Genomic DNA, 25,439 nt, shown 5'->3' with positions numbered 1-25,439 from the left:
CGGTGGGGCGATCGGTGTCCGGATCGGGTGTCCCGGCCTCCTCCAGGGAGGAGGAAAGCGGGATTCTTCGAGCTTTGCACTGGTGTCACATCCCGTCCATACGTCGTACCGGGGACGTACCCGGGGCACACGGGAGGCGGTCCACGGCGTGAAGTACGTCTTACGTGACACGAACCGGTGGGTGCGCGGCGTTCGCGCGGTGGCGTGCTGGCTACGATGGGCCAGCCGGTGGCCGTGGTGGCCGTGCGGCCCAGCGACCCTCCGGGAAGGCCATGCTGAACAAGTACGCGCGTGCATTCTTCACGCGTGTTCTCACGCCATTCGCCGCATTTCTGCTCCGGCGGGGGGTGAGCCCGGACGCGGTCACCCTGATCGGCACGGCCGGAGTGGTGGCCGGAGCGCTGTGGTTCTTCCCCCGCGGCGAGTTCTTCTGGGGCACCATCACCATCACCCTCTTCGTCTTCTCCGACCTGGTGGACGGGAACATGGCCCGCCAGGCCGGCGTCTCCAGCCGGTGGGGCGCCTTCCTCGACTCCACCCTCGACCGGGTGGCGGACGCGGCGATCTTCGGAGGCCTCGCGCTCTGGTACGCGGGCAACGGGAACGACAACGCGCTGTGCGCGGTGGCGATCTTCTGCCTGGCCAGCGGCCAGGTCGTCTCGTACACCAAGGCGCGCGGCGAGTCGATCGGGCTGCCGGTGGCCGTCAACGGGCTCATCGAGCGGGCCGAGCGACTGGTGATCTCACTGGTCGCGGCCGGCCTGTCCGGGCTGCAGACCTTCGGCGTGCCGTCCTGGATCGGCGTACTGCTGCCGATCGCGCTGTGGATCGTGGCGGTGGGCTCCCTCGTCACCCTGATCCAGCGGGTGGTCACCGTGCGCCGCGAATCCGCCGAGGCCGACGCGGCGGCCGCGGCCGCCGAGGGCGGCGCGGCCTGATGGGCGCCATACAGGACAAGCTGGTCGACTCGCTGTACGGACTCGGCTGGGCCGGGGTCAAGAAGCTGCCCGAACCGGCCGCCGTGGCCCTGGGCCGGCGCATCGCCGACTTCGCGTGGAAGCGGCGCGGCAAGAGCGTGCTGCGGCTGGAGTCGAACCTCGCCCGGGTGGTGCCCGACGCCGGTCCGGAGCGGCTGCGCGAGCTGTCGCAGGCGGGCATGCGCTCGTACATGCGCTACTGGATGGAGTCCTTCCGGCTGCCGACCATGGACCCGGAGCGCTTCAGCACCGACGTCACGTTCCGGGACGAGCACCTGCTGCGCGAGGCCCTCGACTCCGGGCGCGGCGTGGTCGTGGCCCTGCCCCACCTCGCCAACTGGGACCTCGCCGGGGCCTGGGCCATCGGCCACATGGGGGCGCCGTTCACCACGGTCGCCGAGCGGCTGAAGCCCGAGACCCTCTACGACCGCTTCGTGGCCTACCGGGAGAGCCTGGGCATGGAGGTCCTGCCGCACAGCGGCGGCGCCGCCTTCGGCACCCTCGCCCGGCGGCTGCGCTCCGGCGGCCTGGTCTGCCTGGTCGCGGACCGGGACCTGTCGGCCTCCGGCGTCGAGGTGGACTTCTTCGGCTCGACGGCGCGCATGCCGGCCGGACCGGCGCTGCTGGCCCAGCAGACCGGCGCGGTGCTGCTCCCGGCGACCCTGCACTACGGCGACACGCCGAAGATGTACGGCCGGATCCACCCCGAGGTGGAGGTGCCGAAGACCGGGACCCGGACCGAGAAGACCACCCTCATGACCCAGGCGGTGGCGGACGCCTTCGCATGGGGCATCGCCGAGCACCCGGAGGACTGGCACATGCTGCAGCGGCTGTGGCTGGACGACCTGGAGGAGCGCCCGTAGTGAAGATCGGCATCGTGTGCCCGTACTCGTGGGACGTGCCGGGTGGCGTCCAGTTCCACATCCGGGACCTGGCGGAGCACCTGATCCGCCTCGGCCACGAGGTGTCGGTGCTCGCCCCGGCGGACGACGAGACCCCGCTGCCGCCGTACGTGGTCTCGGCCGGGCGGGCGGTGCCGGTCCCGTACAACGGCTCGGTGGCCCGGCTGAACTTCGGCTTCCTGTCGGCGGCCCGGGTGCGGCGCTGGCTCCACGACGGCACCTTCGACGTGATCCACATCCACGAGCCGGCCTCGCCCTCTCTGGGGCTGCTGTCCTGCTGGGCGGCGCAGGGGCCGATCGTGGCGACCTTCCACACCTCGAACCCCCGGTCCCGGGCGATGATCGCGGCGTACCCGATCCTGCAGCCGGCCCTGGAGAAGATCAACGCGCGGATCGCGGTGAGCGAGTACGCCCGGCGCACGCTGGTGGAGCACCTGGGCGGCGACGCGGTCGTCATCCCCAACGGTGTCGACGTGGACTTCTTCGCCAAGGCCGAGCCCAACCCCGACTGGTCCGGGCAGACCCTGGGCTTCATCGGCCGGATCGACGAGCCCCGCAAGGGCCTGCCGGTGCTGATGGCGGCCTTCCCGAAGATCGTGGAGGCCTGCCCGGACGTACGCCTCCTGGTGGCGGGCCGCGGCGACGAGGAGGAGGCGGTGGCCTCCCTCCCGGCGGACCTCCGCGCCCGCGTGGAATTCCTCGGGATGGTCTCGGACGAGGACAAGGCACGGCTGCTGCGCAGCGTCGACGTGTACGTCGCCCCGAACACCGGCGGCGAGAGCTTCGGCATCATCCTGGTGGAGGCCCTGTCGGCGGGCGCGGCCGTGCTCGCCTCCGACCTGGACGCCTTCGCGCAGGTCCTGGACCAGGGCGGGGCCGGCGACCTCTTCGCCAACGAGAACGCCGACGCGCTGGCGACGGCGGCGATCGCCCTGCTGCGGGACCCGGAGCGCCGCGCCGGGCTCAGCGCCCGCGGCTCGGCGCACGTGCGCCGCTTCGACTGGTCCACGGTCGGCGCGGACATCCTGGCGGTCTACGAAACGGTGACGGACGGCGCCGCGGCGGTGGCCACGGACGAACGCGTTCCCCTCCGCACCCGCCTGGGCTTCTCGAAGGACACCACCGCCTCCTGAGGACTCACCACCCGGCGGAGACGGTCCGGTCGGGCCGCCCGCCGGGGGCGACGGTCACCTCGTGGACCTCCCCGCCCCCGGTGGTCATGCGGATCCGGTCGGGGGCCGTCCACACCGTCTCGCCCAGTGCGTAGTACGGGGCGTCGCCGTTGAAGGAACCGACGGTCCAGCGGCGCTCCAGGAGCCCGCTGCCCTGGTGGACGTACACCGTCCACACCGGGTCGATCCCGGCCCGCTCCTGCTCGATGACCAGCCGCCGGTCGTCCCGGCCGGGGGACGCCAGGTCTCGCGTCCGCACTTCCCCGCCCGTCAGCACGGCCAGCAAGGTGGCGATGCACAGGACCGGCACGCCGATCACGGCCAACGGGAGGGCGACGGCGAGGCGCGTCGCCGGTTTCCGCGCTCCCAGCAGGACCGCCCCGATCACGGCGACGAGTGCGAGCCAGCACATCGTGACGAAGTGGCCCCGGACCTTGCCGAGGACGACGAGACCGCCGTCCGATCCGCCCCAGATGCAAGCGGCCAGGGTGCCGGCCACCAGCGCGCCCGCCACGAGGGCGGCGGCCACCCCCAGCAGTGCGCGTGCCGTCGTTCTGCGGTGCGGCCTCATGAGTCTTGTCCCCCCGATAGGTCTGGATCATGAACCCTACGGGGCCGGGAGCGGCCCGGGCCAGGGGCGATGGGGGCCGGGGCCGCGTGGAGCGGTAGGGTCGCGCAGCGTGATCGAAACCCTTGTCTGGATCGCCCTGGCTCTCGGAGTCATCGGGGTCTACCTCAGCTGGACCGCCGGCCGGCTCGACCGGCTGCACTCGCGGATGGACGCCGCGCGGGCCGCGCTCGACGCGCAGCTGGTGCGGCGGGCCTCCGTCGTGCTGGAGGTGGCCACCTCCGGGGTGCTCGACCCCGCCTCCTCCCTGGTGCTCTACGAGGCCGCGCACGCCGCCCGGCAGGCCGAGGAGGACCACCGCGAGGTGGCCGAGAGCGAGCTCAGCCAGGCGCTGCGGGCGGTCTTCGCCGATGCCGACCAGGTCGACGTGCTCAAGGCGGCCCCCGGCGGTGCCGAGGCGACCGAGGAGCTGGCGGCGGCCGTCCGCCGGGTTCCGATGGCGCGTCGCTTCCTCAACGACTCGGTACGGGCCGCCCGCGCGCTGCGCCGTCACCGCAAGGTCCGCTGGTTCAGACTGGCGGGGCACGCGCCGTTCCCGCTCGCCTTCGAAATGGACGACGAACCCCCGGTGGATCTTGCGGATCGGCCGGCCTAGGCCACCTTCGAGGGCTTCAAAGGGCCGCGAGGGACAAATCAAGGAGCCACAGGCTCCACATTGGCCCTTGTAGTGGACTGATCCTCTGGGGTTTCCTCGGCCGAGTAGTACGAGCAGCACCCGTCTTCCTTCCGAGTGAGGTCAATCCGTGAGCACGCTTCCCACCTCCCCCCAGTCCGCCGAGTCGGCGATCGGCACCTCGCGCGTCAAGCGCGGCATGGCCGAGCAGCTGAAGGGCGGCGTGATCATGGACGTGGTCAACGCCGAGCAGGCGAAGATCGCCGAGGACGCCGGCGCCGTGGCCGTCATGGCCCTGGAGCGGGTTCCCGCCGACATCCGCAAGGACGGCGGCGTCGCGCGCATGTCGGACCCCAACATGATCGAAGAGATCATCGAGGCCGTTTCGATCCCGGTCATGGCCAAGTCCCGCATCGGCCACTTCGTCGAGGCCCAGGTCCTGCAGTCCCTCGGCGTCGACTACATCGACGAGTCCGAGGTCCTGACCCCGGCCGACGAGGTCAACCACTCCGACAAGTGGGCGTTCACCACCCCCTTCGTCTGTGGCGCCACCAACCTGGGCGAGGCCCTGCGCCGCATCGCCGAGGGCGCGGCCATGATCCGCTCGAAGGGCGAGGCCGGCACGGGCAACGTCGTCGAGGCCGTCCGCCACCTGCGCCAGATCAAGAACGAGATCGCCCGCCTGCGCGGCTACGACAACAACGAGCTGTTCGCCGCCGCCAAGGAGCTGCGCGCCCCGTACGAGCTCGTCAAGGAAGTTGCCGAGCTCGGCAAGCTCCCGGTCGTGCTGTTCTCCGCCGGTGGCGTCGCCACCCCCGCCGACGCCGCGCTCATGCGCCAGCTCGGCGCCGAGGGCGTCTTCGTCGGCTCCGGCATCTTCAAGTCGGGCGACCCGGCCAAGCGCGCCGCCGCCATCGTGAAGGCCACCACCTTCTACGACGACCCGAAGATCATCGCGGACGCCTCCCGCAACCTGGGCGAGGCCATGGTCGGCATCAACTGCGACACCCTCCCCGAGGCCGAGCGCTACGCCAACCGCGGCTGGTAGTCCCATCATGACGAACACCCCCGTGATCGGTGTCCTGGCGCTCCAGGGCGACGTACGGGAGCACCTGATCGCCCTGGCCGCGGCGGACGCCGTGGCCAGGCCGGTCCGGCGTCCCGAGGAGCTCGCCGAGGTCGACGCCCTGGTGATCCCCGGCGGCGAGTCCACCACCATGTCGAAGCTCGCCGTGCTGTTCGGCATGCTGGAGCCGCTGCGCGAGCGCGTGGCGGCCGGTATGCCCGTGTACGGCACCTGCGCCGGCATGATCATGCTGGCGGACAAGCTCCTGGACGGCCGTGAGGACCAGGAGACCCTGGGCGGCATCGACATGATCGTCCGCCGCAACGCGTTCGGCCGCCAGAACGAGTCCTTCGAAGCGAAGATCGACTTCGCGGGCATAGCGGGCGGTCCGGTCGAGGGCGTCTTCATCCGCGCGCCCTGGGTCGAGTCCGTCGGCGCCGCCGCCGAGGTGCTCGCCACCTACGACGGCCACACGGTCGCCGTGCGTCAGGGCAACGTCCTGGCGACCTCGTTCCACCCCGAGCTGACCGGGGACGACCGCGTTCACGCGTACTTCGTCGACATGGTGCGCGCGGGGCTGTGACGGGCTCCCGGTAGGATCGGAGACGAACACTGTTGGTTACGCGAAGGAGACAGGCGGATGTCCGGCCACTCTAAATGGGCTACGACGAAGCACAAGAAGGCCGTGATCGATGCCAAGCGCGGCAAGCTCTTCGCGAAGCTGATCAAGAACATCGAGGTCGCGGCCCGTATGGGCGGTGCCGACATCGACGGCAACCCGACGCTCTTCGACGCCATCCAGAAGGCCAAGAAGAGCTCGGTCCCGAACAAGAACATCGACTCCGCGGTCAAGCGCGGCGGCGGCCTCGAGGCCGGCGGCGCCGACTACGAGACGATCATGTACGAAGGCTACGGTCCGAACGGGGTCGCGGTGCTCATCGAGTGCCTCACCGACAACCGCAACCGTGCCGCGTCCGACGTGCGCGTCGCCATGACCCGCAACGGCGGTTCGATGGCCGACCCGGGCTCGGTCTCGTACCTGTTCAACCGTAAGGGTGTCGTCCTGCTCCCCAAGGGCGAGCTCTCCGAGGACGACGTCCTGGAGACGGTGCTGGACGCGGGTGCCGAAGAGGTCAACGACCTCGGCGACAGCTTCGAGATCATCAGCGAGGCCACGGACATGGTCGCGGTCCGTACCGCGCTCCAGACGGCCGGTATCGACTACGACTCGGCCGACTCCAACTTCCTGCCGACCATGCAGGTCGAGCTGGACGAAGAGGGCGCGCGCAAGATCTTCAAGCTGATCGACGCGCTCGAGGACAGCGACGACGTGCAGAACGTCTTCGCCAACTTCGACGTCTCGGACGAGGTCATGGAGAAGGTCGACGCCTGACCGGACGTCAACGGTGGGCCGACGGGGACACCCCGTCGGCCCACCGTCGTTTCCGCTCCCGGCACTTCCGGCGCCCCCGGCCCGGCGGGTCGGTCCGTGCGGTCGGGGCCGCTGTCACAGGCGGCCGGTAGCCTGCACACCTGCGCGAATGAGGAGGTGGCGGTGGTGCGAGTGCTGGGCGTCGACCCGGGGCTGACGCGGTGTGGTGTCGGCGTCGTCGAGGGCGTGGCCGGACGGCCGCTGACCATGCTCGGCGTGGGGGTCGTACGGACCCCCGCTGACGCCGAGTTGGGCCACCGGCTCGTCGCCGTCGAACAGGGCATCGAGGAGTGGCTCGACACGCACCGGCCCGAAGTCGTCGCCGTGGAGCGGGTGTTCAGCCAGCACAACGTCAGCACCGTGATGGGCACCGCCCAGGCGAGCGCCGTCGCGATGCTGTGCGCCGCCCGCCGCGGGATACCGGTCGCCCTGCACACCCCCAGCGAGGTCAAGGCCGCCGTCACCGGCAGCGGCCGGGCCGACAAGGCCCAGGTCGGCGCCATGGTCACCCGGCTGCTGAGACTGGACGCACCACCCAGACCGGCGGACGCCGCCGACGCGCTCGCCCTCGCCATCTGCCACATCTGGCGGGCCCCCGCCCAGAACCGCCTCCAGCAGGCGGTCGCCCTGCACGCCTCGAAAGGCCGTACCCGATGATCGCCTTCGTCAGCGGCCCGGTCGCCGCGCTCGCCCCCACCCTGGCCGTGATCGAGGTCGGGGGAGTGGGCATGGCCGTGCAGTGCACGCCCACCACGATCGCCGGCCTGCGGATGGGGGAGCAGGCCCGGCTGGCCACCTCCCTCGTCGTACGCGAGGACTCGCTCACCCTCTACGGCTTCGCCGACGACGACGAACGCCAGGTCTTCGAGCTCCTGCAGACCGCGAGCGGCGTCGGACCGCGCGTGGCACAGGCGATGCTCGGCGTGCACACCCCGGACGCCCTGCGGGCGGCCTTCGCCTCCGGCGACGCGAAGGCGCTGACGGCGGTACCGGGCATCGGGCCGAAGGGCGCGCAGAAGCTGCTGCTGGAGCTCAAGGGCAAGCTGGGCGCCCCCGCCCCGGTCGTGGGTGCCCAGCGCGCGGTCGCGTCGGCGCCCGCACCCTGGACCGAGCAGCTCTCCGCCGCCCTGATCGGCCTCGGCTACGCGTCCCGGGAGGCGGAGGAGGCCGTGGTGACGGTGACGCCGCAGGCGGAGGCCGCCATCGCCGCCGGCGGTTCGGCCCCCGTTCCGCAGCTCCTGCGGGCGGCCCTCCAGTCCCTGAACCGGGCCCGCTAGCCGCGCGACGCCACGTTCAGCCCCTCCGGCGATCGAGGAGCGGGTCCGGGCAGCGCCCGGGAAACGGCGAAAGGGCGGGGCGGGGGAAAGCCCCGCAGGGACCGGCCCGCAGGCGACCGACCACCGTACGAACCGAGAAGGCAGACTGACAGCGTGAACTGGGAAGACGAGAGCGACGACCGGATCGTGGCGGCCGCCGCCGACGGCGAGGACACCGCCGTGGAGGCGGCGCTGCGCCCCAAGGACCTCGGCGAGTTCGTCGGCCAGGAGAAGGTCCGCCAGCAGCTGGACCTCGTCCTGAAGGCCGCCAAGCAGCGCGGAGCCACCGCCGACCACGTCCTGCTCTCCGGTGCGCCCGGCCTCGGCAAGACCACCCTTTCCATGATCATCGCGGCCGAGATGGGCGCGCCCATCCGCATCACCTCCGGCCCCGCCATCCAGCACGCGGGTGACCTGGCGGCGATCCTCTCCTCCCTCCAGGAGGGCGAGGTCCTCTTCCTCGACGAGATCCACCGCATGTCCCGGCCCGCCGAGGAGATGCTCTACATGGCCATGGAGGACTTCCGCGTCGACGTGATCGTCGGCAAGGGCCCCGGGGCCACCGCGATCCCGCTGGAGCTGCCGCCCTTCACCCTGGTCGGCGCCACCACCCGGGCCGGCCTGCTGCCCCCGCCGCTGCGCGACCGCTTCGGCTTCACCGGGCACATGGAGTTCTACGCCCCCGAGGAGCTGGAACGCGTGATCCACCGCTCCGCCCGCCTCCTCGACGTGGAGATCGACAGCGCGGGAGCCGCCGAGATCGCCGGCCGCTCCCGCGGCACCCCGCGCATCGCCAACCGCCTGCTGCGCCGCGTCCGCGACTACGCCCAGGTCCGGGCGGACGGCGTGATCAACCGCGAGGTGGCCGGTACCGCCCTCCAGGTGTACGAGGTGGACGGGCGCGGCCTCGACCGACTGGATCGCGCCGTTCTCGAGGCCCTCCTCAAACTGTTCGGCGGCGGGCCCGTGGGCCTGTCCACCCTCGCCGTGGCCGTCGGTGAGGAGCGGGAGACCGTGGAGGAGGTCGCGGAGCCCTTCCTGGTCCGCGAGGGGCTGCTCGCGCGTACCCCCAGGGGACGGGTGGCGACCCCTGCCGCATGGGCTCACCTGGGGCTCGTACCGCCGCAGCACGGCGGGAGTGGATCAAGCGGACAACAGGGCTTGTTCGGGGCCTGACGGCGCGGAGGTTCGCGCCCCCAGGAACTGCGGTGCCATGCTGGGCGTTGTTCCATCGGTGCGGACTCGCCTAGACTCCGCCGATGCCGACCCTTCGGGTCGGTGTGCCCACCCCCGTAGAAAAGGCCGCCGTCCGCGTGCGGTCGTGCGAAGGATCTCCGTCCCGTGAATCTCGTGACACTCCTCCCGTTCATCGTGCTCATCGGGGCGATGTTCCTGATGACCCGCTCCGCGAAGAAGAAGCAGCAGGCAGCCGCGCAGATGCGCGACCACATGACGCCCGGCACCGGGGTCCGCACCATCGGCGGCATGTACGCCACGGTGAAGGAGATCGGTGACGACACGGTCACCCTGGAGCTGGCTCCCGGCGTCCACGCGATCTTCGCGAAGAACGCCATCGGTGCCGTTCTGGAGGACGCGGAGTACAACCGCATCGTCCACGGCATCGAGGACGACGAGGCGACCGACACGCCGGTCGTCCCGGACGACGCCTCCTCGCTGACCAAGGACGAGGACGAGGCTCCCAAGCTCGACCTGGGCAAGAAGGACGAGGACGCGCCCAAGGGCGACGACGAGCCCAAGGACGGAAAGTCCGACGGCGAGGCCGGCGCGAAGTAACGCGCGGCGGGGGACCGTGGAGGCGCCCGACCGGCGACCGGCACGGTCCCCGTCTGTGACACTTCTGCGGGGGGCAGGGGTCCCCACCACACATTTCGTGGCCGTCCCCGCGCTGACCCGGCGCGGGACGGTTGGACAGGGAGAAACGACAAGGTGGCAGCACCGAAGAAGGGCCGGCGGCCCACGGGGGCTCAGGGGAGGCCGGGGCGCGCCCTGGCGATCATCCTGATCGCGATGGTGGCGCTCACCGCGGGGATGTTCCTCTCCAAGCAGACGACTCCCAGGCTGGGCATCGACCTCGCCGGCGGCACGAGCATCACGCTCAAGGCCAAGAGCGAGCCCGGCAAAGAGAGCGCCATCAACGAGACCAACATGAACACGGCGGTCGGCATCATCGACCGCCGCGTCAACGGTCTCGGCGTGTCCGAGGCGGAGGTCCAGACCCAGGGCCGCGACCACATCATCGTGAACATCCCCAAGGGGACGAACGAGCAGCAGGCGCGCGAGCAGGTCGGTACGACCGCCCAGCTGTACTTCCGCCCGGTTCTCGCCTTCGCGGACGGCTCCCCGGCCGCCCCCGAGGGCACCGCGAGCCCGAGCCCCTCCGCGAGCGGCTCCGGGGCTCCCAAGGCCGGAGACGGCAAGACCAGCCCCTCCGCCAGCCCGTCGTCCAGCGCCACTTCCCAGGGCCGCGCGCTCAGTGAGGCCCTCAAGGCCCCGGCCGCGCCCACTCCCTCGCCCTCGGCGAGCGAGTCGAAGAAGGCAGACGACACCAAGGCCCCGTCGCCCTCCGCCTCCGCCTCCACGCCGGCGACCGGTGACGAGGCCGCCGCGGCGGCCCTCCAGACCAAGTTCGCGGCGCTGGACTGCAACGACGAGGCGCAGCGCGCCGCCGCCGGCGCGGGTGCCAAGCCCGAGGAGCCGATGGTCGCGTGCGGCCAGCGCGGTAACGCCTGGGGGAAGTGGATCCTCGGCCCGGCCCAGGTCAACGGCCAGGACGTGAAGGACGCCAAGGGTCAGATCGACCCCCAGCGCGGCCAGTGGATCGTCACCATGCAGTTCACCGACAAGGGCGCCGACAAGTTCGCCAAGATCACCGGTGAGCTGGCCACCAAGCAGATGCCTCAGAACCAGTTCGCGATCGTGCTCGACGGGCAGGTCATCTCCGACCCGTCCGTGAGCCAGGCGCTGACCGGCGGCAACGCCGAGATCTCGGGCGGCTTCACCCAGCAGTCCGCGCAGGACCTGGGCAACATGCTCTCGTACGGCGCCCTGCCGCTCACCTTCACGGAGGACAGCGTCACCACCGTCACCGCCGCGCTCGGCGGCGAGCAGCTGAAGGCCGGCCTGATCGCCGGCGCCATCGGCCTGCTCCTCGTGGTGATCTACCTGCTGGTGTACTACCGGGGCCTGGCGTTCATCGCCATCGTCAGCCTCCTGGTCTCCGCGATCCTGACCTACACGATCATGTCGCTGCTCGGAAAGGGCATCGGCTTCGCGCTGAACCTGCCGGCCGTCTGCGGCGCGATCGTGGCGATCGGTATCACGGCGGACTCGTTCATCGTGTACTTCGAGCGCATCCGGGACGAGATCCGCGAGGGCCGCACCCTGCGTCCGGCCGTCGAGCGCGCGTGGCCGCGCGCCCGTCGCACGATCCTGGTCTCCGACTTCGTGTCGTTCCTGGCCGCCGCGGTGCTCTTCATCGTCACGGTGGGCAAGGTCCAGGGCTTCGCGTTCACACTGGGTCTTACGACCCTGCTCGACGTGGTCGTGGTGTTCCTCTTCACCAAGCCCGTCATGACACTGGTGGCGCGTACGAAGTTCTTCGCCAGCGGTCACCCGTGGTCCGGGCTGGACCCGAAGCGGCTGGGTGCCAAGCCCCCGCTGCGCCGGTCCCGCCGTACCGGTTCCGCCCCCGCCCCCGTCGACGCAAAGGAGGCGTGAGAGATGTCGAAGCTGGGAGATCTCGGCGCCAAGCTGTACCGCGGTGAGGTCGGCTACGACTTCGTCGGCAAGCGCTTTCTCTGGTACGGCGTTTCCATCCTGATCACCATCACGGCGATCGTCGCCCTGGCCGTCCAGGGCCTCAACATGGGCATCGAGTTCAAGGGTGGTGCCGTCTTCACCACCTCGAAGTCCTCGGTGTCGGTGGCCAAGGCGACGGAGGTCGCGGAGAAGGCCTCTGGCCACGACGCGATCGTCCAGCAGCTCGGCACCGGCGGACTGCGGATCCAGATCTCCGGTCTGGACACCGCCGCCGCGACCGATGTCAAGAAGGTCCTCGCCGCCGACCTCAAGGTCAGCGAGGCCGACATCAACGCCGACCTGGTCGGCCCCAGCTGGGGCGAGCAGATCGCGAACAAGGCCTGGACCGGTCTCGGGGTCTTCATGGTCCTCGTCGTGATCTACCTGGCCATCGCCTTCGAGTGGCGGATGGCGGTCGCGGCGCTGATCGCGCTGATCCACGACCTCACCATCACCGTCGGCGTGTACGCGCTCGTCGGGTTCGAGGTCACGCCGGGCACGGTCATCGGTCTGCTGACGATCCTCGGTTACTCCCTCTACGACACCGTCGTCGTCTTCGACGGTCTCAAGGAGAGCTCGAAGGACCTCACCAAGCAGACCCGCTGGACGTACAGCGAGATCGCCAACCGCAGCATCAACGGCACCCTGGTCCGCTCGATCAACACCACGGTCGTGGCGCTCCTCCCGGTCGCCGCGCTGCTGTTCATCGGCGGTGGCTTCCTGGGCGCCGGCATGCTGAACGACATCTCGCTGTCGCTGTTCGTCGGCCTCGCGGCCGGTGCGTACTCCTCGATCTTCATCGCGACCCCGCTGGTCGTGGACCTCAAGGAGCGCGAGCCGGCGATGAAGGCGCTCAAGAAGCGGGTGCTCGCCAAGCGGGCGGCCGCGGCGGCCAAGGGCGAGTCCCCGGACGAGGCCTACGAGGCCGAGGACGAGCCGCAGGTCGTGGCGCAGGGCCGGCCGGGACGGCGACGTTGACCGCGGCGCTGACCGAGGACGCGCGCAAGCTGCTCCTCAGCCGGATCAAGGACGTGGCGGACTACCCGAAGCCGGGCGTGATGTTCAAGGACATCACCCCGCTGCTTGCGGACCCCGAGGCGTTCGCCGCGCTGACGGACGCGCTGGTGGAGCTGGCCGGACGGTACGGCGCGACGAAGATCGTCGGCCTGGAGGCGCGCGGGTTCATCCTCGCGGCTCCGGTCGCCGTGCAGGCCGGGATCGGCTTCGTGCCGGTGCGCAAGGCCGGAAAGCTGCCGGGCGCGACGCTCGCGCAGTCGTACGAGCTGGAGTACGGCACCGCGGAGATCGAGGTCCACGCCGAGGACCTGTCGGCCGGTGACCGGGTGATGGTCATCGACGACGTGCTGGCCACCGGCGGTACCGCCGAGGCCTCGCTCTCGCTGATCCGGCGGGCCGGCGCGGAGGTCGCGGGCGTGGCGGTCCTGATGGAGCTGTCCTTCCTCCCGGGACGCGCCAAGCTGGCGCCCGCCCTGGGCGAGGCTCCGCTGGACGCGCTGATCGTGGTCTGAGTACTGCTCTGCCGAAGCGGCGGGTATCCGGTTCTTCCGGGTGCCCGCCGCTTTCGCGTGCGGCGCCGCTGCCGGGGGCGCCGCCCCCGGACCCCCGCGCCTCAAACGCCGGCGGGGCTGGAGGGGTGCCTGGCGGTCCGCGGGGCCGAAGGAGCGTCGGGTGCACCTGCGGGGCCGGGGTCGGGCGTGGGGGAGCCTCGGGGAACGGGGTGACGTAACGCTCGCTACCATGGGTTGTCCGGACCGGACACGGGCACCGGACCCTCCCCCGGGACTCCGTCCGGGGGGACCCCCGTGAGGAGCGCTCTTGCCAGACGAGGTCCAGCCAATCTCCGCCGCGCAGCCCGACCCGCAGGCCGAGCAGACCACGGCGGCCCCCGCCACGCCCCCGCCGGCGCCGCCGGTCAAGCCCGCGCCGACGAAGTCCGCCGGGTCCTCCAACCGGGTGCGCGCCCGTCTCGCCCGGCTGGGCGTACAGCGATCGAACCCGTACAACCCGGTTCTGGAGCCGCTGCTCCGCATAGTCCGCAGCAACGACCCGAAGATCGAGACGTCGACGCTGCGCCAGCTGGAGCAGGCCTACCAGGTGGCCGAGCGCTGGCACCGCGGCCAGAAGCGCAAGAGCGGCGACCCGTACATCACCCACCCGCTCGCGGTGACCACGATCCTCGCCGAGCTCGGCATGGACCCGGCCACCCTGATGGCCGGTCTGCTGCACGACACCGTCGAGGACACCGAGTACGGCCTGGAGGACCTGCGCCGCGACTTCGGCGACGCCGTGGCCCTGCTCGTCGACGGCGTCACCAAGCTGGACCGGGTGAAGTTCGGCGAGGCCGCCCAGGCGGAGACCGTCCGCAAGATGGTCGTGGCGATGGCCAAGGACCCGCGGGTCCTGGTCATCAAGCTCGCCGACCGGCTGCACAACATGCGCACCATGCGCTACCTCAAGCGGGAGAAGCAGGAGAAGAAGGCCCGCGAGACCCTCGAGATCTACGCCCCGCTGGCCCACCGGCTGGGCATGAACACGATCAAGTGGGAGCTCGAGGACCTCTCCTTCGCGATCCTCTACCCGAAGATGTACGACGAGATCGTCCGCCTGGTCGCCGAGCGCGCGCCCAAGCGTGACGAGTACCTCGCCGTCGTCACCGACGAGGTGCAGGTCGACCTCAGGGCCGCCCGGATCAAGGCCACCGTCACGGGCCGCCCGAAGCACTACTACAGCGTCTACCAGAAGATGATCGTCCGCGGCCGCGACTTCGCGGAGATCTACGACCTGGTGGGCATTCGCGTCCTCGTCGACACCGTCCGGGACTGCTACGCGGCTCTGGGCACCGTGCACGCGCGATGGAACCCGGTCCCCGGCCGGTTCAAGGACTACATCGCGATGCCCAAGTTCAACATGTACCAGTCGCTCCACACGACGGTCATCGGACCCAGCGGCAAGCCCGTCGAGCTGCAGATCCGCACCTTCGACATGCACCGCCGCGCCGAGTACGGCATCGCCGCGCACTGGAAGTACAAGCAGCAGACCGTCGCCGGCACCTCCAAGGTCCGCACCGACGTCCCGCAGGCCGCCAAGGGCAGCGCCGGCCAGGACACGGTCAACGACATGGCCTGGCTGCGCCAGCTGCTGGACTGGCAGAAGGAGACCGAGGACCCGGGCGAGTTCCTCGACTCGCTGCGCTTCGACCTCTCCCGCAACGAGGTCTTCGTCTTCACCCCCAAGGGCGACGTCATCGCGCTGCCCGCCGGAGCCACCCCCGTGGACTTCGCGTACGCCGTCCACACCGAGGTCGGCCACCGGACGATAGGGGCCCGGGTCAACGGCCGCCTGGTCCCGCTGGAGTCGAACCTCGACAACGGCGACCTGGTCGAGGTCTTCACGTCCAAGGCCGAGGGCGCCGGACCGTCCCGCGACTGGCTCGGCTTCGTCAAGTCCCCGCGGGCCCGCAACAAGATCCGCGCCTGGTTCTCCAAGGAGCGTCGCGACGAGGCCATCGAGCACGGCAAGGACGCCATCGCCCGGGCCATGCGCAAGCAGAACCTGCCGATCCAGCGCATCCTGACCGGCGACTCGCTCGTCACCCTCGCGCACGAGATGCGCTACCCGGACATCTCGTCCCTGTACGCGGCGATCGGCGAGGGCCACGTGGCCGCGCAGGGCGTCGTACAGAAGCTGGTGGCGGCCCTCGGCGGCGAGGAAGCGGCCAACGAGGACATCGAGGAATCGATCCCGCCGGCGCGCGGCCGCAAGCGGCGCACCAACGCCGATCCGGGTGTCGTCGTCAAGGGCGTCGACGACGTGTGGGTCAAGCTGGCCCGCTGCTGCACCCCGGTGCCGGGCGACCCGATCATCGGGTTCGTCACGCGCGGCAGTGGCGTATCGGTTCACCGCGCGGACTGCGTCAACGTCGACTCTCTCTCCCAGCAGCCCGAGCGGATGCTGGAGGTCGAGTGGGCGCCCACCCAGTCCTCCGTCTTCCTGGTCGCCATCCAGGTCGAGGCGCTGGACCGGTCCCGGCTCCTGTCGGACGTCACCCGGGTCCTGTCGGACCAGCACGTCAACATCCTCTCGGCGGCCGTCCAGACCTCACGCGACCGGGTGGCCACCTCCCGGTTCACCTTCGAGATGGGCGACCCCAAGCACCTCGGGCACGTCCTGAAGGCCGTGCGGGGCGTCGAGGGCGTCTACGACGTCTACCGCGTGACCTCGGCCCGCAGGCCGTAACACGTACGAGGGCCCCGGTACGGAGATCCGTACCGGGGCCCTCGCACATGCCCGGGCGGCCGGCTGTCAGCCGCCGAACTCCTCCAGGCCCTTCAGCGCCTGGTCCAGCAGCGCCTGGCGGCCTTCCAGCTCGCGCGACAGCTTGTCGGCCTTGGCGTTGTTGCCCGCCGCGCGCGCCGCGTCGATCTGCTCACGCAGCTTGTCGACCGCCGCCTGGAGCTGACCCGTCAGACCGGCCGCACGGGCCCGCGCCTCCGGGTTCGTACGACGCCACTCGCCCTCCTCGGCCTCCTGGATCGCGCGCTCGACCGAGTGCATCCGGCCCTCGACCTTCGGCCGGGCGTCCCGCGGCACGTGGCCGATGCCCTCCCAGCGCTCGTTGAGGGAGCGGAACGCGGCACGGGCCGCCTTCAGGTCCGTCACGGGGACGAGCTTCTCGGCCTCGTCGGCCAGCTCCTCCTTGAGCTTCAGGTTCTCGATCTGCTCGGCGTCACGCTCCGCGAAGACCTCGCTGCGGGCCGCGAAGAACACGTCCTGCGCACCGCGGAAGCGGTTCCACAGGTCGTCCTCGGACTCGCGCTGGGCCCGGCCCGCCGCCTTCCAGTCGGCCATCAGCTCGCGGTAGCGGGCGGCCGTCGGACCCCAGTCGGTCGACTTCGACAGCGACTCGGCCTCCGTGACCAGCTTCTCCTTGACCTTGCGGGCATCCTCGCGCTGCGCGTCCAGCGAGGCGAAGTGCGCCTTGCGGCGCTTGGAGAAGGCGGAACGCGCGTGCGAGAACCGGTGCCACAGCTCGTCGTCCGACTTGCGGTCCAGACGCGGCAGCCCCTTCCAGATGTCCACCAGGGCGCGCAGCCGCTCACCGGCACTGCGCCACTGGTCGCTCTGCGCCAGCTGCTCGGCCTCGACGACCAGCGCGTCCTTGGCCGCACGGGCCTCGTCCGTCTGCTTGGCCTTCGCCACCTTGCGCTCTTCGCGCCGGGACTCCACGGTCGTGACCAGCTTGTCCAGCCGCACGCGCAGAGCGTCCAGGTCGCCCACGGCATGGTGCTCGTCGACCTGCGTACGCAGGTGGTCGATCGCCGTCTGGGCGTCCTTGGCGGACAGATCAGTGGTCCGCACCCGCTTTTCGAGGAGGCCGATCTCGACCACCAGGCCCTCGTACTTGCGCTCGAAATAGGCCAGGGCCTCCTCAGGGGTGCCGGCCTGCCACGATCCGACGACCTGCTCGCCATCGGAAGTACGCACGTACACGGTGCCCGTCTCGTCGACTCGGCCCCACGGGTCGCTGCTCACAGCGCCTCCTCCACCTGATGCCTTGCGAGGGGTTCACCCCCTGGGCATCGTCCACAGTTTCCTGGGGCGGGCAGCGCCCGCCCTGCACAACGCCAACATAGGCGACCGCCGGGCCGGCTGTCCGCATCCCGCACGACGCAATATCGGCGTACTGGCGGCGGGCCGGCCGGGCCCGGGGTCGGCGCGTCACGTCAGTTCTGCGTGACCGTGCCCTTCTCGATCTTCACCTCGGTCTTGGGCGCGCCGTCCTGGCCGCCGTCGACCGTACCGGCCTTCGCGATCTCCTCGAGGACCTTCAGGCCGGCCGCGTCGATCTTGCCGAACGGCGTGTACGACGGCGCCAGCGGGCTGTCCTTGTAGACCAGGAAGAACTGGCTGCCGCCCGAGCCGGGCTGACCCGTGTTGGCCATCGCCACCGTGCCGGCCGGGTAGACGACCTGGCCCTGGTCGTTGGCCTTGCCCAGCGAGTCCAGGTTCTCGTCCGGGATGTTGTAGCCCGGGCCGCCGCGGCCGGTGCCCTCGGGGTCGCCGCACTGGAGTACGAAGATCCCGCCGGCCGTCAGCCGGTGGCACTTGGTGTTGTCGAAGTAGCCCTTGTCGGCGAGCGACTTGAAGGAGTTCACGGTCTGCGGGGTCTTGGCCGCGTCCATCGTGAAGTTGATGTCACCCGCGCTGGTCTTCAGCGCGAAGGTGTACTTCGCCTTCTGGTCGATCGCCATCTCCGGCGAGGGGGACTGCTTGGGCGCGGGCTCGCTCGCCGATGCCGACGGGTTCGCGGACGGGTCCGCGGCCTGGTCCTTCTTGTCCTTGTCGAAGACACCGCCCACGATCAGGCCGACCAGCGTCGCGATCACCACGGCCACGGCCGCGCCGATCACCGCCGCCCGCTGGCGGCTCTTCTTCCGGGCCTCGACCCGGCGCTTCTGCTGGCGCTCGTACTTCTCCCTGGCGAGCTGTCGCCGCCGCTGATCGCTCGTGACCACCGGGTCGTCTCCTTGTACGTGTCTGATACTGCTGTCCGGGCTGGGGCTAGGCCGTACCGTATATGGGTTCGCTGTGTAATGAGCGGCGCCGGTAGGCTCTGAGCAGCAGGATTCCTGTCTGCAACCTCCCGAACCTCCCGCCGGACGACGATTGAGGACGAACGTGCTGATTGCCGGGTTCCCCGCAGGCGCTTGGGGCACCAACTGCTACGTGGTCGCCCCCGCCGCCGGCGAGGAGTGCGTCATCATCGACCCGGGCCACCAGGCCGCCCAGGGTGTCGAGGAGACGCTGAAGAAGCATCGGCTCAAGCCCGTCGCGGTCGTGCTGACCCATGGCCACATCGATCATGTGGCCTCGGTGGTCCCGGTGTGCGGAGCACACGACGTACCGGCCTGGATCCACCCCGAGGACCGCTACATGATGAGCGACCCGGAGAAGGCCCTCGGCCGGTCCATCGGGATGCCGCTCATGGGCGAACTGACCGTGGGGGAGCCGGACGACGTCCGCGAGCTGGCCGACGGCGCCACCCTGAAATTGGCCGGAATGGAGTTCTCCGTGGCGCACGCGCCCGGGCATACCAAGGGGTCGGTGACCTTCCGGATGCCCGAGCTGGCCGACATCCCGCCGGTCTTCTTCTCGGGCGATCTGCTCTTCGCCGGCTCCATCGGACGCACCGACCTGCCCGGCGGCTCCCACGCCGAGATGCTCGAATCGCTGGGCCGCGTGTGCCTGCCGCTCGACGACTCGACCGTGGTGCTCTCCGGCCACGGTCCCCAGACCACCATCGGCCGCGAGCGCGCGACCAACCCGTACCTCCGGGAAGTCGCCGCCGGGCTCGGAGACGGCACCGCCGCTCCACGACGAGGAATGTGACGAGAGTTTCGTGAGCACTTTCAAGGCCCCCAAGGGCACGTACGACCTGATCCCGCCCTACTCGGCCAAGTACCTGGCGGTCCGCGACGCCATCTCCGCCCCGCTGCGCAAGGCCGGGTACGGCTACATCGAGACGCCGGGCTTCGAAGACGTGAACCTCTTCGCCCGGGGCGTCGGCGAGTCCACCGACATCGTCACCAAGGAGATGTTCACCCTCACCACCAAGGGTGGCACCAACCTCGCCCTGCGCCCGGAGGGCACCGCTTCCGTGCTGCGCGCGGCCCTGGAGGCCAGCCTGCACAAGCAGGGCAACCTCCCGGCCAAGCTCTGGTACTCGGGCTCCTACTACCGCTACGAGCGGCCGCAGAAGGGCCGTTACCGCCACTTCTCGCAGGTGGGTGCCGAGGCCATCGGCGCCGAGGACCCGGCGCTGGACGCCGAGCTGATCATCCTGGCCGACCAGGCCTACCGCACCCTCGGCCTGTCGAACTTCCGCATCCTGCTGAACTCGCTCGGCGACAAGCAGTGCCGCCCGGTCTACCGCGAGGCCCTGCAGTCCTTCCTGCGCGGCCTCGACCTCGACGAGGAGACCGTCCGCCGGGCCGAGATCAACCCGCTGCGCGTCCTCGACGACAAGCGGCCCGAGGTGCAGAAGCAGCTCGTCGGCGCCCCGGTGCTGCGCGACTACCTGTGCGACGCGTGCAAGGCGTACCACGAGGAGGTGCGGGAGCTGATCACGGCCGCCGGCGTCGTCTTCGAGGACGACGAGAAGCTGGTGCGCGGACTGGACTACTACACCCGCACCACCTTCGAGTTCGTCCACGACGGTCTGGGCGCGCAGTCCGCGGTGGGCGGCGGCGGCCGCTACGACGGGCTGTCCGAGATGATCGGCGGACCGGCCCTGCCGTCGGTGGGCTGGGCGCTCGGCGTGGACCGTACGGTCCTGGCCCTGGAGGCCGAGGGCATCGAGCTGGACATCCCGGCGGCGACGACGGTCTTCGCGGTGGCCCTCGGCGAGGCCAAGCCGACCGTGTTCGGCCTGGTGACGCAGCTGCGCAAGGCGGGTGTCGCGGCCGACATGTCCTACGGCGGCAAGGGCCTCAAGGGCGCCATGAAGGACGCGAACCGCAGCGGTGCCCGCTTCGCGGTCGTGGTCGGCGAACGGGACCTCGCCGAGGGCGTCGTCCAGCTGAAGGACATGGAGTCCGGCGAGCAGTCGGCCGTGCCCGTCGACGGCCTGGTCGACACGGTCCTGGCCCGGCTGGCCTGACGGCAGCGGTACGCACGCGCACAGGACGGGGCCGGGGATCTTTCCCCGGCCCCGTCCGTTCACAGGCTCGTACGGCACAATGGCCCGTGCTTGATCACCTGGCAGATGTGGAGCGGGCGGTATGACGACACGAAGCGCGGACGCGGACACCGCCCGGGGCAGGACCGTCGGGGGAAGCCGGGCACTGGCCCTGCTGCTGGTGATCACCGGAGCGGCGGGCCTGCTCGCCGCCTGGGTCATCACGATCGACAAGTTCAAGCTGCTGGAGGACCCGACCTTCAAGCCCGCCTGCAGCCTCAACCCGATCGTCTCCTGCGGCAACATCATGACGAGCGACCAGGCGTCGGCCTTCGGCTTCCCGAACCCGATGCTCGGACTCGTCGCCTACGGGATCGTGATCTGCGTCGGCATGAGCATGCTGGCCGGGGCCTCGTTCCGCGGCTGGTACTGGCTGACCTTCAACGCCGGCACCCTCTTCGGCGTCGTCTTCTGCACCTGGCTCATGTACCAGTCGCTGTACAACATCAACTCGCTCTGCCTGTGGTGCTGCCTGGCCTGGGTCGCCACGATCTTCATGTTCTGGTACGTCACCGCGCACAACGTCCGCGAGGGCCTGCTGCCCGCCCCGGGCTGGCTGAGGTCCTTCCTCGACGAGTTCACCTGGGTGCTGCCCGTCCTGCACGTCGGGATCATCGGGATGCTGATCCTGACCCGCTGGTGGGACTTCTGGACCTCCTGAGCGCGCACGGCCCTGTCGGTGGGCTCGCATAGGCTTCCGGTGTGGAACCAGACCTGTTCACCGCCGCTGCCGAAGACCGCCGGGAGAACGACCCCGCGAGTTCCCCGCTCGCCGTCCGGATGCGCCCGCGCACCCTGGACGAGGTCGTCGGCCAGCAGCACCTGCTGAAGCCCGGATCACCGCTGCGGCGGCTGGTCGGGGAAGGGGCCGCGGGCCCGGCCGGCGCCTCGTCGGTGATCCTCTGGGGGCCTCCCGGCATCGGGAAGACGACGCTGGCGTACGTGGTCAGTCAGGCCACGCAGAAGCGCTTCGTGGAGCTCTCCGCCATCACGGCGGGGGTCAAGGAGGTACGGGCCGTCATCGAGGGCGCCAAGCGCGCCGCGGGCGGCTACGGCAAGGAGACCGTCCTCTTCCTCGACGAGATCCACCGTTTCAGCAAGGCGCAGCAGGACTCGCTGCTCCCCGCCGTCGAGAACCGCTGGGTGACGCTGATCGCGGCCACCACCGAGAACCCGTACTTCTCGATCATCTCGCCGCTGCTGTCGCGCTCGCTGCTGCTGACGCTGGAACCGCTCACGGACGAGGACCTGAGCGCCCTGATGCGGCGCGCCCTCACCGAGGAGCGGGGCCTGGGCGGGGCCGTCACCCTGCCGGCGGACGCCGAGGCCCATCTGCTGCGGATCGCCGGCGGCGACGCCCGGCGGGCCCTGACGGCGCTGGAGGCGGGAGCCGGGTCGGCCATCGCCAAGGGCGAGGACGAGATCACCCTCCAGACACTGGAGGACGCCGTGGACCGGGCGGCGGTCCGGTACGACAAGGACGGCGACCAGCACTACGACGTGGCCAGCGCGCTGATCAAGTCGATCCGCGGCTCGGACGTGGACGCCGCCCTGCACTACCTGGCCCGGATGATCGAGGCCGGCGAGGACCCCCGGTTCATCGCGCGCCGCCTGATGATCTCCGCGAGCGAGGACATCGGCCTGGCGGACCCGACGGCCCTGCCGATCGCGGTGGCCGCGGCCCAGGCGGTGGCGATGATCGGCTTCCCGGAGGCGGCGCTGACCCTCTCGCACGCCACGATCGCGCTGGCACTGGCCCCGAAGTCGAACACCGCCACGACCGCCATCGGCGCGGCGCTGGCCGACGTACGGGCGGGCCTCGCGGGATCGGTCCCGCCGCACCTGAGGGACGGGCACTACAAGGGCGCCGCGAAGCTGGGGCACGCCCAGGGGTACGTCTACCCGCACGACGTGCCGGGCGCGATCGCGGCGCAGCAGTACGCCCCGGACGAGATCCAGGGCAAGCGGTACTACGAGCCGACGCGGTACGGCGCCGAGGCCCGCTACGCGGACGTGGTCGAGAAGGTCCGCGAGCGCCTGCGGGGCACCGGGGCCTGACGCGCGCCGCGGATGCCGGGCCGGGGACCGCTCCGCGCAGCGGCCGCCGTGCCGGCCGGACGAGCGGCATGTCTAAGCTGCCCGGATGACCACGCACCTCCCCTCCTGCGCCTGCTGCGGCGAGACGCTCGCCGACGAGCGCCGCATCGACTTCGGCTACGACCTGCCCGACGCCGCCTTCGGCCTGCCCGAGGAGGCCGTCCACCGGCTCGGCGTGCGCGCCCTGCTCCGGGTGGACGGGGTCGGCTGCTTCATACGCTGCCTGCTGGCCGTCCGGCTCACGCACGGCACCGAGCTGGTCCTCGGCGCCTGGGTGGAGGTGGACGAGGACACCCTGCGGCGCGCCGACGAGCTGTGGGGGCAGCCCGGCTACGCGGACCTGTCGATCGAGGGCACCTTCGCCAACCGGATCCAGCCCTGGGGCGACGACCTGCTCGGCGCAGCGGTCACCGCGAAGGTCGCCGACCCGGAGGAACTGCCCTGCGTCGTCGACGTGCGCCACCCGGTGGCCGCCGGCGTCCTGACCCGGACCTGGGACCGCGACCACGTCCTCAGCCGCTTCCCGTACCCGCTGCCGGTGGAGGTGCGCACCGACCTCGGCGGCCGCTGGTCGGTACTGCGCACCGCCGGTCTCACCGCCTCCTTCGCCGACGGGGCCGACCACTTCACCGCCCCGGACCGCAGCGCCTCCGTCAGCCTGATGCGCGACGACGTCCCCGGCCGCGCCCCCGCGGACTTCCTCGACGCCCTGCTGTCCGGAGCCCCCGACACGCGGCCCGCCCAGCGGCTCCGCGAGGCACTGGGGGAGGGCGTGCGGTACGCGTTCTGGCTGACCCCGCAGGACAACGGCCGGCCGCGCCACGAGTTCTACGGCATGGCCGTCACCGCGGGAACCGCCGCCGGGATCTACTGCACCTACGAGGACCCCGCCGACCTGGCCTGGGCCCAGCGGACCTGGCGCTCCCTCGATCGCGCGGTGAACGGCGCCGCGCGCTGATCCGGCCCGATCCCCGGGAGAGCTCCTAGGCTCGCGGTATGGGTCCCTCCCGGCCGCTCGTGGTCCTCGCCGTTCTCGCCCTCGCCGGGCCCGCGGCGGTCGGGTGCCACCACGACGACACAGCGACCGCGCGGGCCGGCGCGGTCGCCCTGGTCGGGCGGGTGCCGCTCACGAGTGCCGGATTCCCGCCGGGCGCTGCTGCCGCCAAGGCGCGGCTGGCCGGGCTGAAGGTCGAACGGGGCAGGAACTGGGAGACGTACCGGCGCGAGAACTTCGGCCGGTACTGGTCCGACGAGACCGACGCCGTCGGCGGGCGCAACGGCTGCGACACCCGCGACGACGTGCTGCGCCGGGACCTCCGGGAGCTCCGCGAGGGGGACCGGAACCCCTGCGTCGTGCTCTCCGGGGTGCTGCACGACCCGTACACCGGCAAGGTGCTGCCCTACACCTACCGGCGGGCCTCGCAGATCCAGACCGATCACGTGGTCGCGCTCGGCGCCGCCTGGCGGGGCGGCGCGTACGCCTGGACCCCGCAGCGCAGGCTGGAGTACGCCAACGACCTCGACGTACTGCTGGCCGTGGACAAGCGGACCAACCAGGACAAGGGCAGCAGGACGGCCGACAAGTGGCGGCCGCCCCGGCGTGCGTACTGGTGCGAGTACGCGCGCCGCTGCACCGGCATCAAGGACAAGTACGGCCTGTCCGTGACGGCGCCGGAGAAGCTCGCCCTCCAGGACATGCTGGCCACCTGCCCGGCCTAGTACGAAGCCGCCGAGAACAGGGAGTGCATCGCCCGGCGCAGGCCGCAGATGTCCGTGACCGGATCCGGGAAGTCGAAGCGGGCGTCGAAGGAGCCGGCCGGGCCGCCCATGAAGCGGACGCGCAGGCCCAGGCGGTCCAGGGAGAGCGGGACGGCCGTCATTCCGCGGGCCTCGCGGGAGCCGAGCAGACCGCCCAGCTCGCCGAGCCGGTCGCCGTGGGCGGAGTGCAGGTGCTGCAGCAGCTCCGACTCGTGCGCCACCATCGGGTCCGGCTCCGCCGTGGCCAGGTCGTCCGGGTCCACGTGCTCGGCGCCCCACAGGTCGTCCACGGAGATCTCGCCGACCTCCAGGCGCAGCATCATCCACGCCGGACGCCCGGCGTGGGGGGCGTCGAGGGACTCCCGCATGCCCAGCAGCTCGCCCACCGGCTGCCGCTCCGCGAGCAGCGCCGCGCAGGCCGCACGGTCGTCCCCGCGCACCGGCGTCAGCCACCCGGCCAGCCAGGCGCGGCCTCGGATACGATGTGGGACGGACACCGGCGCCACATCCGTGATCTCGATCACGGCGGTGAGGTCGTCGTCCTGGGCGTGAGCGGCTGCCCTGGCAGCCGCGGATTCCCCTGAAACAAGGAGAATCACGTCCCCGTCCGGGGTGACGGTCCGTGCGACCGGCAGCCCTGTCCCGAACTCCTCGGCATCGTGACTGTCACGAGCACCGATCAGCGTGAGGGATACTGAGGCGTTGGACTCTACGAGGGTTCGTACGCGTTCGGCTCCGGTGAGCTGCCGAACGCCTTCCCTGGGACGCGGCTGACCTTGCTTATCGTCGGCGCAAGCGGATTCTTTTTCGTCTGAATCCGAACTGCGTTGCGCACTGGGCAGGGGGATCCCATGTGGTCGAGACATTACGTCCTCCTCGCTAAGGTAAGCCTCACCTAACT

General features: G+C 71.0%; 25 protein-coding genes. 21 read left to right on the top strand and 4 right to left on the bottom strand.

Features of this window, described 5'->3' with window-relative positions; all coding sequences use genetic code 11:
- Positions 1–272: 272 nt before the first annotated feature.
- The 3 genes from pgsA to ACXNSR_RS08360 are packed head-to-tail and all read left to right on the top strand — an operon-like array spanning position 273 to position 3,012.
- Entirely contained in the window at positions 273–938 is a 666-nt protein-coding gene (pgsA, locus tag ACXNSR_RS08370; protein ID WP_033222568.1) for a phosphatidylinositol phosphate synthase, read from the top strand.
- Positions 938–1,840: a phosphatidylinositol mannoside acyltransferase gene (locus ACXNSR_RS08365; protein WP_458641500.1), complete on the top strand. Its 903-nt coding sequence runs from the start codon at positions 938–940 to the stop codon at positions 1,838–1,840. Before pgsA ends, ACXNSR_RS08365 begins: the two co-directional genes overlap by 1 nt.
- Positions 1,840–3,012 carry a glycosyltransferase family 4 protein gene (locus ACXNSR_RS08360; protein ID WP_458641499.1) on the top strand — a complete coding sequence of 391 codons (1,173 nt, stop codon included), beginning with the start codon at positions 1,840–1,842 and terminating at the stop codon, positions 3,010–3,012. The genes ACXNSR_RS08365 and ACXNSR_RS08360 overlap by 1 nt, the downstream gene beginning before the upstream one ends.
- Before the next feature lie 4 nt (positions 3,013–3,016).
- On the opposite strand, the gene ACXNSR_RS08355 is transcribed toward ACXNSR_RS08360, so the two are convergent.
- Positions 3,017–3,622 carry a hypothetical protein gene (locus ACXNSR_RS08355; protein WP_458641498.1) on the bottom strand — a complete coding sequence of 202 codons (606 nt, stop codon included), beginning with the start codon at positions 3,620–3,622 and terminating at the stop codon, positions 3,017–3,019.
- A 109-nt stretch (positions 3,623–3,731) separates the two neighbouring features.
- Here ACXNSR_RS08355 and ACXNSR_RS08350 point away from each other — a divergent pair, with 109 nt between their 5' ends.
- The 12 genes from ACXNSR_RS08350 (at position 3,732) to ACXNSR_RS08295 (ending at position 16,182) form a co-directional block, all read left to right on the top strand.
- Entirely contained in the window at positions 3,732–4,274 is a 543-nt protein-coding gene (locus tag ACXNSR_RS08350; protein WP_382600462.1) for a LemA family protein, read from the top strand.
- 148 nt (positions 4,275–4,422) lie between these two features.
- Entirely contained in the window at positions 4,423–5,340 is a 918-nt protein-coding gene (pdxS, locus tag ACXNSR_RS08345) for a pyridoxal 5'-phosphate synthase lyase subunit PdxS (protein ID WP_030706266.1), read from the top strand.
- A gap of 7 nt (positions 5,341–5,347) precedes the next feature.
- Positions 5,348–5,941 (top strand): pyridoxal 5'-phosphate synthase glutaminase subunit PdxT, encoded by a 594-nt coding sequence (gene pdxT, locus ACXNSR_RS08340; protein WP_189740209.1) that lies wholly within the window; start codon positions 5,348–5,350, stop codon positions 5,939–5,941.
- 57 nt (positions 5,942–5,998) lie between these two features.
- Positions 5,999–6,751, top strand: a complete 753-nt coding sequence (locus ACXNSR_RS08335; RefSeq protein WP_458641497.1) for a YebC/PmpR family DNA-binding transcriptional regulator — start codon at positions 5,999–6,001, stop codon at positions 6,749–6,751.
- Between the two features lie 165 nt (positions 6,752–6,916).
- Positions 6,917–7,447, top strand: a complete 531-nt coding sequence (gene ruvC / locus ACXNSR_RS08330; protein WP_458643227.1) for a crossover junction endodeoxyribonuclease RuvC — start codon at positions 6,917–6,919, stop codon at positions 7,445–7,447.
- Entirely contained in the window at positions 7,444–8,067 is a 624-nt protein-coding gene (gene ruvA / locus ACXNSR_RS08325; protein WP_458641496.1) for a Holliday junction branch migration protein RuvA, read from the top strand. Before ruvC ends, ruvA begins: the two co-directional genes overlap by 4 nt.
- Before the next feature lie 153 nt (positions 8,068–8,220).
- Complete coding sequence (gene ruvB / locus ACXNSR_RS08320; protein WP_458641495.1) at positions 8,221–9,282, top strand: Holliday junction branch migration DNA helicase RuvB; 1,062 nt, start codon at positions 8,221–8,223, stop codon at positions 9,280–9,282.
- 165 nt (positions 9,283–9,447) lie between these two features.
- Complete coding sequence (gene yajC / locus ACXNSR_RS08315) at positions 9,448–9,900, top strand: preprotein translocase subunit YajC (RefSeq protein WP_458641494.1); 453 nt, start codon at positions 9,448–9,450, stop codon at positions 9,898–9,900.
- A 153-nt stretch (positions 9,901–10,053) separates the two neighbouring features.
- A complete protein-coding gene (secD, locus tag ACXNSR_RS08310; protein ID WP_458641493.1) occupies positions 10,054–11,844 on the top strand; it encodes a protein translocase subunit SecD in 1,791 nt (596 codons plus the stop codon).
- 3 nt (positions 11,845–11,847) lie between these two features.
- On the top strand, positions 11,848–12,903 hold the full coding sequence (gene secF / locus ACXNSR_RS08305) for a protein translocase subunit SecF (protein WP_458641492.1): 1,056 nt from the start codon (positions 11,848–11,850) through the stop codon (positions 12,901–12,903).
- The gene (locus ACXNSR_RS08300; protein WP_458641491.1) at positions 12,900–13,454 is read left to right on the top strand and encodes an adenine phosphoribosyltransferase; all 555 of its coding nucleotides are present in this window, start codon (positions 12,900–12,902) and stop codon (positions 13,452–13,454) included. Before secF ends, ACXNSR_RS08300 begins: the two co-directional genes overlap by 4 nt.
- A 307-nt stretch (positions 13,455–13,761) precedes the next feature.
- Positions 13,762–16,182 carry a RelA/SpoT family protein gene (locus ACXNSR_RS08295; protein WP_458641490.1) on the top strand — a complete coding sequence of 807 codons (2,421 nt, stop codon included), beginning with the start codon at positions 13,762–13,764 and terminating at the stop codon, positions 16,180–16,182.
- 66 nt (positions 16,183–16,248) lie between these two features.
- On the opposite strand, the gene ACXNSR_RS08290 is transcribed toward ACXNSR_RS08295, so the two are convergent.
- Complete coding sequence (locus ACXNSR_RS08290; RefSeq protein ID WP_458641489.1) at positions 16,249–17,478, bottom strand: DUF349 domain-containing protein; 1,230 nt, start codon at positions 17,476–17,478, stop codon at positions 16,249–16,251.
- A 191-nt stretch (positions 17,479–17,669) separates the two neighbouring features.
- Complete coding sequence (locus ACXNSR_RS08285) at positions 17,670–18,461, bottom strand: peptidylprolyl isomerase (protein WP_458641488.1); 792 nt, start codon at positions 18,459–18,461, stop codon at positions 17,670–17,672.
- Between the two features lie 163 nt (positions 18,462–18,624).
- On the opposite strand from ACXNSR_RS08285, the gene ACXNSR_RS08280 reads away from it, so the two are divergent.
- The 6 genes from ACXNSR_RS08280 (at position 18,625) to ACXNSR_RS08255 (ending at position 24,499) form a co-directional block, all read left to right on the top strand.
- On the top strand, positions 18,625–19,335 hold the full coding sequence (locus tag ACXNSR_RS08280; RefSeq protein ID WP_458641487.1) for an MBL fold metallo-hydrolase: 711 nt from the start codon (positions 18,625–18,627) through the stop codon (positions 19,333–19,335).
- A 10-nt stretch (positions 19,336–19,345) separates the two neighbouring features.
- On the top strand, positions 19,346–20,605 hold the full coding sequence (gene hisS, locus ACXNSR_RS08275; protein ID WP_458641486.1) for a histidine--tRNA ligase: 1,260 nt from the start codon (positions 19,346–19,348) through the stop codon (positions 20,603–20,605).
- A 121-nt stretch (positions 20,606–20,726) separates the two neighbouring features.
- Complete coding sequence (locus tag ACXNSR_RS08270; RefSeq protein WP_458641485.1) at positions 20,727–21,344, top strand: vitamin K epoxide reductase family protein; 618 nt, start codon at positions 20,727–20,729, stop codon at positions 21,342–21,344.
- A gap of 41 nt (positions 21,345–21,385) precedes the next feature.
- Positions 21,386–22,741 (top strand): replication-associated recombination protein A, encoded by a 1,356-nt coding sequence (locus ACXNSR_RS08265; RefSeq protein ID WP_458641484.1) that lies wholly within the window; start codon positions 21,386–21,388, stop codon positions 22,739–22,741.
- Positions 22,742–22,826: 85 nt separating this feature from the next.
- Positions 22,827–23,738 carry a DUF2199 domain-containing protein gene (locus tag ACXNSR_RS08260; RefSeq protein WP_458641483.1) on the top strand — a complete coding sequence of 304 codons (912 nt, stop codon included), beginning with the start codon at positions 22,827–22,829 and terminating at the stop codon, positions 23,736–23,738.
- A 38-nt stretch (positions 23,739–23,776) separates the two neighbouring features.
- Complete coding sequence (locus tag ACXNSR_RS08255) at positions 23,777–24,499, top strand: HNH endonuclease family protein (RefSeq protein WP_458641482.1); 723 nt, start codon at positions 23,777–23,779, stop codon at positions 24,497–24,499.
- Here the strand turns inward: ACXNSR_RS08255 and ACXNSR_RS08250 are convergent.
- Complete coding sequence (locus tag ACXNSR_RS08250) at positions 24,496–25,404, bottom strand: DUF2470 domain-containing protein (RefSeq protein WP_458641481.1); 909 nt, start codon at positions 25,402–25,404, stop codon at positions 24,496–24,498. The two genes, ACXNSR_RS08255 and ACXNSR_RS08250, sit on opposite strands and share 4 nt — an antisense overlap.
- Between the last annotated feature and the right edge of the window lie 35 nt (positions 25,405–25,439).

Source organism: Streptomyces sp. NC-S4 (assembly GCF_054353315.1).
This window is presented reverse-complemented; position numbering and strand designations above follow the sequence as displayed.

Excerpts from the sequence above, each read along its gene's own strand:
- ACXNSR_RS08260 (WP_458641483.1), top strand. The coding sequence starts at position 22,827 with ATGACCACGCACCTCCCCTCCTGCGCCTGCTGCGGCGAGACGCTCGCC.
- secF (WP_458641492.1), top strand. The coding sequence starts at position 11,848 with ATGTCGAAGCTGGGAGATCTCGGCGCCAAGCTGTACCGCGGTGAGGTC.
- pgsA (WP_033222568.1), top strand. The coding sequence starts at position 273 with ATGCTGAACAAGTACGCGCGTGCATTCTTCACGCGTGTTCTCACGCCA.
- ACXNSR_RS08335 (WP_458641497.1), top strand. The coding sequence starts at position 5,999 with ATGTCCGGCCACTCTAAATGGGCTACGACGAAGCACAAGAAGGCCGTG.
- ruvA (WP_458641496.1), top strand. The coding sequence starts at position 7,444 with ATGATCGCCTTCGTCAGCGGCCCGGTCGCCGCGCTCGCCCCCACCCTG.
- ACXNSR_RS08365 (WP_458641500.1), top strand. The coding sequence starts at position 938 with ATGGGCGCCATACAGGACAAGCTGGTCGACTCGCTGTACGGACTCGGC.
- ACXNSR_RS08270 (WP_458641485.1), top strand. The coding sequence starts at position 20,727 with ATGACGACACGAAGCGCGGACGCGGACACCGCCCGGGGCAGGACCGTC.
- ACXNSR_RS08255 (WP_458641482.1), top strand. The coding sequence starts at position 23,777 with ATGGGTCCCTCCCGGCCGCTCGTGGTCCTCGCCGTTCTCGCCCTCGCC.
- pdxT (WP_189740209.1), top strand. The coding sequence starts at position 5,348 with ATGACGAACACCCCCGTGATCGGTGTCCTGGCGCTCCAGGGCGACGTA.
- ACXNSR_RS08250 (WP_458641481.1), bottom strand. The coding sequence starts at position 25,404 with ATGTCTCGACCACATGGGATCCCCCTGCCCAGTGCGCAACGCAGTTCG.
- ACXNSR_RS08355 (WP_458641498.1), bottom strand. The coding sequence starts at position 3,622 with ATGAGGCCGCACCGCAGAACGACGGCACGCGCACTGCTGGGGGTGGCC.